At 38.3% G+C, this 10,027-nt stretch carries 13 protein-coding genes and 1 pseudogene; 3 read left to right on the top strand and 11 right to left on the bottom strand.

What is annotated here, in order from left to right; translation table 11 throughout:
• Positions 1–42 precede the first annotated feature (42 nt).
• Positions 43–444: a LysR substrate-binding domain-containing protein gene (locus tag IEV91_RS15605; protein WP_268236404.1), complete on the top strand. Its 402-nt coding sequence runs from the start codon at positions 43–45 to the stop codon at positions 442–444.
• Positions 445–543: 99 nt separating this feature from the next.
• On the opposite strand, the gene IEV91_RS15600 is transcribed toward IEV91_RS15605, so the two are convergent.
• The 6 genes and pseudogenes from IEV91_RS15600 to IEV91_RS15575 all read right to left on the bottom strand — a co-directional run bounded on the left by IEV91_RS15600 (position 544) and on the right by IEV91_RS15575 (position 4,122).
• Positions 544–930 (bottom strand): VOC family protein, encoded by a 387-nt coding sequence (locus IEV91_RS15600; protein WP_188498353.1) that lies wholly within the window; start codon positions 928–930, stop codon positions 544–546.
• Positions 931–1,045: 115 nt separating this feature from the next.
• Positions 1,046–1,951 (bottom strand): alpha/beta hydrolase, encoded by a 906-nt coding sequence (locus tag IEV91_RS15595; RefSeq protein WP_229745616.1) that lies wholly within the window; start codon positions 1,949–1,951, stop codon positions 1,046–1,048.
• A 150-nt stretch (positions 1,952–2,101) separates the two neighbouring features.
• A pseudogene (locus IEV91_RS15590) lies at positions 2,102–2,845 on the bottom strand (GNAT family N-acetyltransferase).
• On the bottom strand, positions 2,836–3,039 hold the full coding sequence (locus IEV91_RS15585) for a hypothetical protein (RefSeq protein WP_188498352.1): 204 nt from the start codon (positions 3,037–3,039) through the stop codon (positions 2,836–2,838). The pseudogene IEV91_RS15590 and the gene IEV91_RS15585 overlap by 10 nt, the downstream one beginning before the upstream one ends.
• Before the next feature lie 108 nt (positions 3,040–3,147).
• Positions 3,148–3,456, bottom strand: a complete 309-nt coding sequence (locus IEV91_RS15580; protein ID WP_188498351.1) for a hypothetical protein — start codon at positions 3,454–3,456, stop codon at positions 3,148–3,150.
• 42 nt (positions 3,457–3,498) lie between these two features.
• Positions 3,499–4,122, bottom strand: coding sequence for a hypothetical protein (locus IEV91_RS15575; protein ID WP_188498350.1), 624 nt, complete (start codon positions 4,120–4,122; stop codon positions 3,499–3,501).
• A gap of 200 nt (positions 4,123–4,322) precedes the next feature.
• Between IEV91_RS15575 and hemQ the strand changes: the two genes are divergently transcribed.
• Positions 4,323–5,075: a hydrogen peroxide-dependent heme synthase gene (hemQ, locus tag IEV91_RS15570; protein WP_188498349.1), complete on the top strand. Its 753-nt coding sequence runs from the start codon at positions 4,323–4,325 to the stop codon at positions 5,073–5,075.
• A gap of 408 nt (positions 5,076–5,483) precedes the next feature.
• Positions 5,484–5,945 (top strand): spore coat protein GerQ, encoded by a 462-nt coding sequence (gene gerQ / locus IEV91_RS15565; RefSeq protein ID WP_229745615.1) that lies wholly within the window; start codon positions 5,484–5,486, stop codon positions 5,943–5,945.
• Between the two features lie 541 nt (positions 5,946–6,486).
• Here the strand turns inward: gerQ and IEV91_RS15560 are convergent.
• From IEV91_RS15560 to IEV91_RS15540, 5 genes are all read right to left on the bottom strand, one after another.
• The gene (locus IEV91_RS15560) at positions 6,487–6,855 is read right to left on the bottom strand and encodes a DUF423 domain-containing protein (protein WP_188498348.1); all 369 of its coding nucleotides are present in this window, start codon (positions 6,853–6,855) and stop codon (positions 6,487–6,489) included.
• A gap of 243 nt (positions 6,856–7,098) precedes the next feature.
• Positions 7,099–7,383, bottom strand: coding sequence for a hypothetical protein (locus IEV91_RS15555; protein WP_188498347.1), 285 nt, complete (start codon positions 7,381–7,383; stop codon positions 7,099–7,101).
• Between the two features lie 154 nt (positions 7,384–7,537).
• Positions 7,538–7,951 carry a DUF1499 domain-containing protein gene (locus tag IEV91_RS15550; RefSeq protein WP_188498346.1) on the bottom strand — a complete coding sequence of 138 codons (414 nt, stop codon included), beginning with the start codon at positions 7,949–7,951 and terminating at the stop codon, positions 7,538–7,540.
• 121 nt (positions 7,952–8,072) lie between these two features.
• Positions 8,073–8,762, bottom strand: coding sequence for a TerC family protein (locus IEV91_RS15545; RefSeq protein WP_188498345.1), 690 nt, complete (start codon positions 8,760–8,762; stop codon positions 8,073–8,075).
• Between the two features lie 347 nt (positions 8,763–9,109).
• On the bottom strand, positions 9,110–9,982 hold the full coding sequence (locus tag IEV91_RS15540) for an NAD(P)-dependent oxidoreductase (protein WP_188498344.1): 873 nt from the start codon (positions 9,980–9,982) through the stop codon (positions 9,110–9,112).
• Positions 9,983–10,027 lie beyond the last annotated feature (45 nt).

Below are 10,027 nucleotides of genomic sequence, written 5' to 3'. Positions count from 1 at the left end.
AAACTAAATAAATTATAACAATAGTCCATACCTAAACTATAGGTGTGGACTATTTTACGCTTACGTTTTTTTAATGATACCGCCTTTAAAAAAATTTATCATATTAAAGAAAATCTCATTTTGTTAAAATCCATTAACAAGAAAAAAGTAGATTTACAAACAGAAACTTTTTTTGTGAGTAGAGACCAAAAATGTCCCTTTAGACAACATACTCTTCAATATATACAGGATAAATCCTTATTGAATTCACAAGTGATTGAAATAGATTCTTTTGACATAATTTTAGCAATGGTTTCTGCCCAAAAAGGAATTGCGTTTCTTCCTGAGAGTTCCCTAGGCAATGGCTTTGAAACAGCCAATGATATTGAACCAAAGGTTTTTGAAATTAATTTTTATATACGTAAAGATTCGAATAAATCAATTCCTAATTTCCTAATATCATAAGTAAACACTCATTATAATCATCTATTGCGAAAATTTCTCGTAAAACCTTCTTGAACTAAACTGCTCGTTAATGCAATAAGGTTAAAGTTTTATTTCTAACTACCTAACAATAGATTTGATACGTTCTTCCTCGTCTTTTTTATCCAAATACTCAAAGAAGCCCAAATGATTTCCCCAAGGGTTGGTAAAAATACCCCACTTTACTGGAACTTCTTCTCTTAAATATATTTTGAATTTGTCAATTTTCAATTCCTTAACGAGTCTCCTTCTTTCACCCTCGATGTCAATAACACCTAATCGTAAAGGACCACTCGCCTCAGATGGTGTGCCTTCAGCAACTTGTAACCAACAACCAGATATAATTTCCCACTCAGCAAAACCTTCGTGTGGTAAAAAATCTGGTTTCCTATTAAATAATGTTTGATACCATTTCTGACCTTTTTCAATATCAGTTACTCGGACTTGCATAGTCATTTCAATAATCAATTTAATACCCCCACTACATTTTCAATGTTCTGATATATTAGTTTGAAACACGTTCTTAAAATACCTTCATCCATATCTACCTATTTACTGCAATAAGAATTAGATTTACATTAATCTATCCTTTTACATTTATCATCAATTTTTGTATGGCATCTATTACAATATCGGGTCTATCAAGATACACTAAATGACTGGCTTGTTCTGCGAAAATCAATTGACTTAGAGTAGACAGGTTTGATTGGCTAACGATAAGTTCGTGCCACTTGTCTTCATATACTCTTAGTTCCCATTCTGGTAAACCTTCAGCTACATCAAGTTTAATACTATACTCTTTGTCTCTGCCAATAACGATTAAAGGAATGCTAGGAAAATCCCCTAAATTCTTTATTATCTCAGCGTCTTTCTTCCAATTTTCAATCTCAGAGTGCATTGCTTTGTAAAGCGCCGGGTTAATTTGAAATTCAATCAATCTCTCTTGAATTGCTTTTGGAAACTTTTTTTGTTTATTAGTAAGTGAGGGATTTAATATTTTTCTTAATTCTTCTTTGTTCATTGAAGAGTATAATTTGCATTTTTCTAACCAAACTTTATCTGTTGAATCTTCATCTAATACAGGTAAATTTAAATCGTCCAGCACATTCATATCAACAGACGTTGAGTCTACTAATACCAATCCTTTTATATGTTGAGGATATAATTTCGTAAAATGTTGTGCGCACAACCCACCATAAGAATGACCGACCAGAATAAATGGTTCTTGTATTTTTAAATATAAAATAACTTCCATTAGTTGTCTTACAGTTGCTTCTGTGTTTTGAATTTCGGTAACTATTTCACTTTTACCAAGTCCTTGTCTGTGAAACATAATTACTCTATTTGTATGACCTAATTGTTCCGTGACTTCATACCAATCATAATAGGAACATCCCATCCCTGTTAATATAATAATTGGTGTTCCATTTTCTCCCTTTTGCATCAATTCAATATCATTACCCTTAATATCTACCTTAATAAAAGCCACCCCTTACATATTCAGTATTTCTGCCTTATTAGTGATCTGTTTCAATTTTAACACTATTTACCTTTTGAATGAGGATCATTGAAAAAAGCCATTCTCTTTATTGAACAATAGCCCCCAATACCACATAAGAAAAAAGGTTTCTATTAGCTGTTAGACCAATTCCTTTAGCTGTTTCGTTGTAGAATGAACTGTAAGCCTATGAAATGAAATCAATTTATTTTTGTAAATGACTCCATAAATGCCGTAAGGGGTGGGGGAAAGTCTAAGCAATTCTTCCCTGCTTTTTATGTCAATAACTTCTGCATCTATGCCTAATTTACTTGCCCCCTTAACGACATTATCAGTTGCTATGTCTACAAATGGGCACTGTTGTGTTCGTACGACTGTTAATTTCTTGAAAGGTTTAAGTCTCTCTTCCCAATCCCTTGGAAAATAAGGATTAGACACATCAACCAATTTATGAACAAGTAATTCAAAACCATAAGGTCCATTTTCTAATTCAATAAAATTATTTTTTATAAAAACTTCCTTACTTGGTGTCCAAGATGTATCTGGATTGGTAACTACAATCACACCATCTTTATTCTGTTCCTTAGCATCCTGTATACATTTATTAATTAATTTTGAAGCATATCCTTTTCCAGTCTTATTTACCCATAAGCAATGAATAACCAAATAATTTTCACCGTAAACAACTCTTGAGGAATATTCGATTGGTGTATATTCAATAAAGCCTGCTGGCTTGTTATCTTATTTTAATCCTTCATTGAAACTTCCTTTAAGCCAGTTATTTTTATTTATGTAACCTGTTGGTTTTGGCTTACTACGCAGACAATAACATCCCTCTTCTATTAAATTCTCTTCGTTTAACTCTACCATCTCAATTATTTCCAATATATATTCTCCCTTCTCACTATTGTTATTAAACGCTTCTGCCCTATTAGTGCAACAACATCATGATGAAGATTTTTATTCTGTTGTTTATTAGCTTTTACATCGCTTATATTTTGCCTATAGACATCTCGATTACCCCTGTCCCCCATATGATATGTTCCTAGAACTAGAACTGGCGGTTTTGCCTCAGTCATTTAAGATCCTCCATTTTCTACCTTTCAAAAGGAACTCATAGGTCCACTTTTCACCTTTAAAAATAGCCGCTGTTAATGAAAAAGTAATTTCTTCTCGGACATTCATTGTTAAACTCCTGATTGCCAAGCTATTATTATAAAGGTAGTCCACGTAAACGAAACCATAATTAACAACGTACTAGTGGTTCTTAGAATATAATCAAGTCCACTATTATTCATGCTATTAAGCTTTAAAAGCATCGTTATAATTGAAGCTAGAGATAGCCCATAAGATAATATTGCTCCTAACCAATACCATTGCATTGTTGTGGACCTATTTTCTCCTAAATATTCCATGTTTTGAGATTCGATACTGAAAACAAAGCCTGCCATAGCAAATATTAATCCTGTAATACTGAAATAATTAAATTTTAACAAAAGATGACTACCTCCTTTTTCATCCTCCGCAACCCTGCCCGTTTAGGAACATAATACTAACCAAAAAGTCAGCACCATGTACCAAACGAAGGTTTCTAGATTATGATAAACAAATCCTAATTTGCTTTGCAGTTTGGCGAGTATCGGCATCTCCTTCACAACTGTTTGATTGATAAGTAATAACACACTGATGACGCCAACGATGCTATAGATGATCCCTACAACTCCCATGACGCTATGCCCTTTTGCAAAAAAGGCTACAGTGAGGAAGACCGTCCAAACGCCTTTTAAAAAGTCAGCGAAAAGTTCTGTCGTGCCTGCCAGCATCCCTCCAAGCATCCAATTATCCCGCTCCTGCCACAATGCTTGGTTGTGATTCATGGCCTGTTTTGCCGAGTAGGAAAGATGACTCGCTTGCAGCACCATCGTGAACACTAATAAAATGAGCGAAAGCATTCCAAACCCTGTTCCTATCAACAAGGGCTCAGGATGACCTAAAGCTTTTTGAACCGCCAATGGGATTGGGAGCCAACAAGTAAACATCAGCGCTAATAGTAAATGCATGAAACCAGACTCATTCCGCTTGAGCAATGCTTTAAATGAAAAAATAAGTACCACAAAAATTATAAAGGCAATGAGAGAACTAATAACTGCACTCCAAACCATTTTTATCCACCTCTCCTTAAAGCTTACCATAAATCGGAATTTTTTAAATAATTTTTGTAGCATTCGCTAAAAGGATCTTTTCCCTACCAAAACCTTGCCAAATTTGTGACGAGACCGATTCAGATTTGCTTTCTTATACGGTAGTCGTGGTAAACTAAAGAGAGAAAAAACGATAACTTTCATTCAAGGAGTGGACATATATGAACCAAGCTGCTGAAACCCTCGATGGTTGGTATTGCCTTCACGAATTCCGGGCAATTAATTGGCCGGCATGGAAGCAACTATCAAGCACTGAACGTGAACAAGCCTTACAGGAATTTAACGATCTTTTGGATCAATGGGACCTCACTATGCAAGATAAGAAAGGAAGCCATGCCTTCTATTCTATTGCTGGGCAAAAAGCTGATTTTGTCTTAATGTGGTTAAGGCCGACGATGGAAGAATTGATCGAGCTTGAAACTGCCTTTAATAAAACGACACTTGCCGACTACACTCTACCGACATACTCCTATGTTTCTGTCGTTGAATTAAGTAACTATTTGGCTTCTGGGAGCGATGAGGATCCTTATGAAAATCCTCGGATTAAATCTCGACTTTACCCCATGCTTCCTCGTACACAATATATGAGTTTTTATCCGATGGACAAGCGTCGTGAAGGTAACGACAACTGGTACATGCTTTCCATGGAAGAGCGCAGAGAATTGATGAAAAGCCACGGTCTCATCGGGCGTGAATATGCGGGTAAAATTAAACAGATTATTACTGGATCTGTTGGCTTCGACGATTGGGAATGGGGCGTGACCCTCTTCTCCAACGATGTCCTCCAATTCAAGAAGATTGTATATGAGATGCGATTTGATGAAGTGAGTGCCCGTTACGGTGACTTTGGTGGTTTTTATGTCGGCTCACTATTAACGAAAGAAAAATTCGCAGACATGCTTGCGATCAATTAAAAACGATATTATTAAAACGGTATCCTTCAGGGATGCCGTTTTTTAGTCATATTCTTCGGAAGAACTCATAAGTTAATTTTAGAGTGTTAATGGGTCTATTTGGGGGTGAAGCATCTAAGAACTTAAAGGAATGGCCCGTGTGACAATCTTGCGTAACACCTTCCCTCACCGATCGGACGTTTATGTTTTTAGAACGAATCAGCTCATGTTCTTATTAGAATTGCTTGGCTTACACTTCCACTGCGCTAAGCACAGCCTGATGTTCAGGTATACGCCTTCACACATTAAAGTTGTCGCCCAGTCCTAATGGTGAATGGCGTTGTTTTTCTTAAACTATCTGCCATATAACTTTGATCCCTACGTCAATTTTACTTTCTTACAGTGTAAAAATTAAAAGGAGTGAGATCATTGTCTTACAATAATTTTCGACAAGAGGGATGGCCTCAAGGGACTCCGCCTCAATATGATGGGCAACAGCAGCCCCCAACTCAGCAACAGCCGCAGCAGCAACAACCGAGCGCCTATCCAATGCCACCATCACCACCGGGGGTCGGAGCAGGAGCAGGAACAGGAACAACACCACCTGTGCATGCTGTCAGTCCATATATCCCAGGTCCCACAGGATTTACTGAACAATCTTATATTGAAAACATATTAAGAATGAATTTAGAAAAAGTAGCGACAGTATATATGACTTTTGAGCATGAAGGAGGGGCGGAATCAAAGGCCTTTCGCGGGGAAATTGAAGCCGCCGGCCGTGATCATGTCATTATTAATGACAACAAAACAGGCACCCGTTACCTTCTGCCACTGATATATTTAGATTACGTCACCTTCCAAGGGCCCATTCACTACGCCTATCCTTATTAAGGAGGCTATGATGATGACCACGCTGATCCTCTTCAGCGTGTTTTCTTTTGTAGATGACCAGGTAGAGTTGAGATAGGAGGTCCTTTTGTTTAAATTGACTTTTGCGTGATGTTTCATGATTTGCAAAATTGGAGTGGGCTTTTGGAAGTATAGTGGGCTCTTTTCGTGCTTAACTACTGTGCTTTTGGTGGTACGATGCCTCGTTTCGGGGCGGTGGCACCATCTTTTGTGCGCCTTTTGTGAGTTTGAGCTTCCTTTCGGGGGGCTCGGTTGTCCTTTTGTTAGTGCTGAGCTCTTTTCGTGCGGCATCCCCGTCCTTTAGTGCGCTTTTTGATAGTTTGAGCTTCTTTTCGGGCGGCTCGGCCTCTCTTTTGTTAGTGGCGAGACCCATTCGAGTAGAGCAGCTACTCTTTTATTATTCACGAGCCTGGGCATGAGGAAAGCGAGCGTTCTGGAGCGGCAATCCACACCGTGCTGATAACCAGAATTTCATATATTCTTATACCTTTTAAAAAAACACGCCCTAAGGCGTGCTTTTTTACTAAGATTTTGCAATAGCAATAATTACGAGAACCCAGCTAACAAGAAAGGCTACACCACCAAGAGGTGTGATGGCTCCTAACTTTCCAATGCCTGAAATACTCAAGATATAGAGGCTTCCTGAGAAGAGAATGATGCCAATAAACATGATCCAGCCGGCCCAGCCGACTAATTGGGAAGAAAATTTATCGGCAAGAAAACCGACAAGAATGAGGCCTAAGGCATGCATCATGTGGTATTGGACACCGGTATTATAAATGTCCAAGTAATGCTGGGTGAGCTTGTTCTTTAGACCATGAGCGCCAAAGGCTCCCAGTGCAATAGCCAAAAATGCATTGGCACTTCCTAAAATCGTGAACAATTTAAACATCGTATCGTCACCTTCTCAAAACAGTTTCTATGGTCATCTTACCATAGAAGCTGCGAAGACCCTACTTCCTAAGTCGATCAGCCATGATATTGTAATATTTTTATTAGAAAACTTGTCCTATAACCAAGCCTAAGTTGCACTTATAAGGTCTTCCTCTAAGTTATAAATTCTGACGTTATGTAAAAGCCGCCATAAAGCGGCTTTTACTCTCGAAGAATGGAGTGTATACGTCATCTTAACGTGTTAACGGTTTTGAAGGTGAATGTGTAGTGCTTCTTTGATCTGTTGTTCTTGATCAGCAGATGTAATTTCAAAATGATCGCCTTCATTTATGGATTGAAAGTTCGTTAATCCTTGTTCTTGTAAGAATTCATCAAGATCCTCGATCGTATCATTTTGTGCGAGTAAAGGTTTTGTTCCTACAAAATCACCGTTAACATAAACTTCATAGCGGTCATGATTGAGTTTCATATCATCACTTTCATCGTTGAAAGTAGGAAACGGAAAGTATTGAAATGGACCATCCATGCTCTCACTTCCTTTCTTATTAGATCTAGGGCTCTCAACCATAGAATAGTGCAAAACCGCTAGAAAATATAAGAGTGAATGAATGGGAATCTTAAATTGCTGATTTAAAAACAAAAACAACCACCTAAAATAAGGTAGTTGTTTTATCGGTGAACTAATTCTTCCTTTTTAGCTCGTCGATTCGATTATAAAAGCGCGCAACAACAGACTGTATCCTTCGTTTATTGGTTCCAAGATCGGCAAAACCTAATCGGGAAGCTGAACGAAAGTGGATGACTTTCTCTTCTTCATCAAAATAAAATTCGACATCATTAAAGAATTCAAAAACAAAAGTCTTGGCTTCTGCATAGATATATTGTCCATCATTTTTCTTAATTTCAATCTTAGGAAGTGTCCCTAAAACCTCAACAAGAATTTTCTTTGCTTCTTCTAAAGTAAAACCGTCGTATTCTATAGGGGCCATATAACGATTCAAGTCTGTATGCGTCGAAGAAACACAGTTAGGCGTCCTCGGACAAGCCGCTAATTTTCCATCGATGACGCCTTGTATGCCAGAGTTTCTACTCATTTCTGTCCATCACCCTTACTTCCCAATCATAACAATTAACCTCATTATTCAATCTATAAGACGTCTTTTCATCATGATCTTAAATTTTTCTCAATGCTTCTCTTTCTGGAATTCCCCGCGATTATTTATGAGCGTTACTTACTTCATGTTTATGCCTATTTCTTCTTTTCAAAAGTTCTCCAACAACAATGACAGCAATGGCGAGAACAATGGAGACAATGACTTCAAAATATGGGAGCCCAAGATCATTGAGCCAATCATGGATACTCTCATCCTCCGTAATCATTTCTCCTGAGGTATACCCAAGTAATGCAGCTCCTAAAATGATAATGATCGGAAATCGATTCATCAATTTCATTAGCAATTGACTACCCCAAACAATTAGTGGAATACTCACTGCAAGCCCAACGATAATAAGAACAATATTGTTATGAGCGGCCCCTGCAACAGCGACCACATTATCTAAACTCATAATGAGATCAGCAATGACAATCGTACGTATCGCTCCTATTATAGAAGCACTCGCTTTTACATCGCCATCAGCCTCACCCTTAAGGAGATTTACAGCGATCCACAATAAAAGTACTCCGCCAACAATCTTTAAATAGGGGAGTTCAAGTAAGCCAACGGCAATAAACGTTAAAATGATTCTTAAGACAATTGCTCCAAAGCTTCCCCAAAAAATAGCTTTATTTTGTTGCCCCTTTGGAAGATTACGGCATGCCATCGCAATGACCACCGCATTATCACCACTAAGAACAATATTTAAAAGAATAATTTCTAGTAGCCCTATAATAAAATGACCTTCCAAATCAATCTCTCCTAGTTTTTCTCTCTATACAAATTATAAGCTTTCAATAGGTACAATTTCAATTTTCCTCGCTTAATGTCGCTGTTTTGTTGAATTTAGCTAGATCATCTAAAGTCTTATTATTCAAAACGACTTGATAGGTTGTACACAAGGCTTGAATACTAGACGGTGCACTTTCTCTTTTTACTATGCCCTAATCCTAAATAGCCTAAACGCTTGTCTCATATATCTATTTTTATATAATAGAAAGTTCAAATAGGGGGGTGAACACCGAAGAAAGTCTTGTCTTCTGATTTCTTATTATTTTAAAAAGGACGCTTTCGTCAATGGAAAGCGCCTTTAGTCTTTTACTTTTGATAAAGCTTATAAAGTGCCTGCGTGCCATCATTTTCAAAGCCCATTTCAGCTAATTCTTCGTAACGCTGTTTGGCAAGGGCTAACCCCGGAGTCAATAACCCCATTTTCTCAGCTTCATCTAAGGCAATCGTCATATCCTTAATAAAATGCTTGACATAAAAACCTGGAGCAAAATCGCCTTTTAAGATACGAGGACCAAGGTTCGAGAGTGAGAAGCTACCTGCTGCACCCGTCGCAACGCTTTTCAAGACCTGTTCCACGTCCAATCCAGCCCGATCGGCATAGGCAAAGGCCTCACAAAGACCTAACATGCCACCCGCAATGAGGATTTGATTGGTCATTTTCGTATGTTGTCCACGACCAGCGCCACCCTGGTAAACAATATTTTCACCCATAGCTTCAAAAACGGGGCGGATTTGATGAAAGGCCGCTTCCTCGCCACCCACCATAATCGAAAGTTTACCGTTCTTAGCCCCTGTGTCACCACCAGAAACAGGGGCATCAAGAGCAGCAATCCCTTTAGCTTTGGCCTCCTGGTAGATCCGTTCAGCGAGTGACGGTGAAGAGGTCGTCATATCAATCACAACGGTTCCTTCTTTGGCATGAGCCAAAATTCCGTTTTCCAGATAAACTTCTTCAACATCCTTAGGGTAACCGACGATAGTGATGACGACATCAGAAGCTGCTGAAACCTCAGCTACCGAATCCTTCCACTCGGCACCTTCCGAGATTAAAGCGTCTGCTTTTGCTTTTGTTCTCGTGTAAATATTCACAGGGAATCCTGCCTTTAAGAGATTGCGAATCATCCCTTGTCCCATAACACCTGTACCGATGAACCCTATTATTGTCTTCTCTGCCTGCATTGATGTAGCCTCCTCTGTTTTATTCTATTACCGTAATCCTACCAT

Origin of the sequence: Pullulanibacillus pueri (genome assembly GCF_014639255.1) — a bacterium.
Lineage (GTDB): Bacteria > Bacillota > Bacilli > Bacillales > Sporolactobacillaceae > Pullulanibacillus > Pullulanibacillus pueri.
The sequence above is the reverse complement of the archived record's forward strand: the minus strand, read 5'-3'. Positions and strand labels throughout refer to the sequence as shown.

Bases quoted from the DNA above. Each gene is read 5' to 3' on its own strand.
- IEV91_RS15585 (WP_188498352.1), bottom strand. From the start codon at position 3,039: ATGACTGAGGCAAAACCGCCAGTTCTAGTTCTAGGAACATATCATATG.
- IEV91_RS15575 (WP_188498350.1), bottom strand. From the start codon at position 4,122: ATGGTTTGGAGTGCAGTTATTAGTTCTCTCATTGCCTTTATAATTTTT.
- hemQ (WP_188498349.1), top strand. From the start codon at position 4,323: ATGAACCAAGCTGCTGAAACCCTCGATGGTTGGTATTGCCTTCACGAA.
- IEV91_RS15560 (WP_188498348.1), bottom strand. From the start codon at position 6,855: ATGTTTAAATTGTTCACGATTTTAGGAAGTGCCAATGCATTTTTGGCT.
- IEV91_RS15555 (WP_188498347.1), bottom strand. From the start codon at position 7,383: ATGGATGGTCCATTTCAATACTTTCCGTTTCCTACTTTCAACGATGAA.
- IEV91_RS15550 (WP_188498346.1), bottom strand. From the start codon at position 7,951: ATGAGTAGAAACTCTGGCATACAAGGCGTCATCGATGGAAAATTAGCG.
- IEV91_RS15540 (WP_188498344.1), bottom strand. From the start codon at position 9,982: ATGCAGGCAGAGAAGACAATAATAGGGTTCATCGGTACAGGTGTTATG.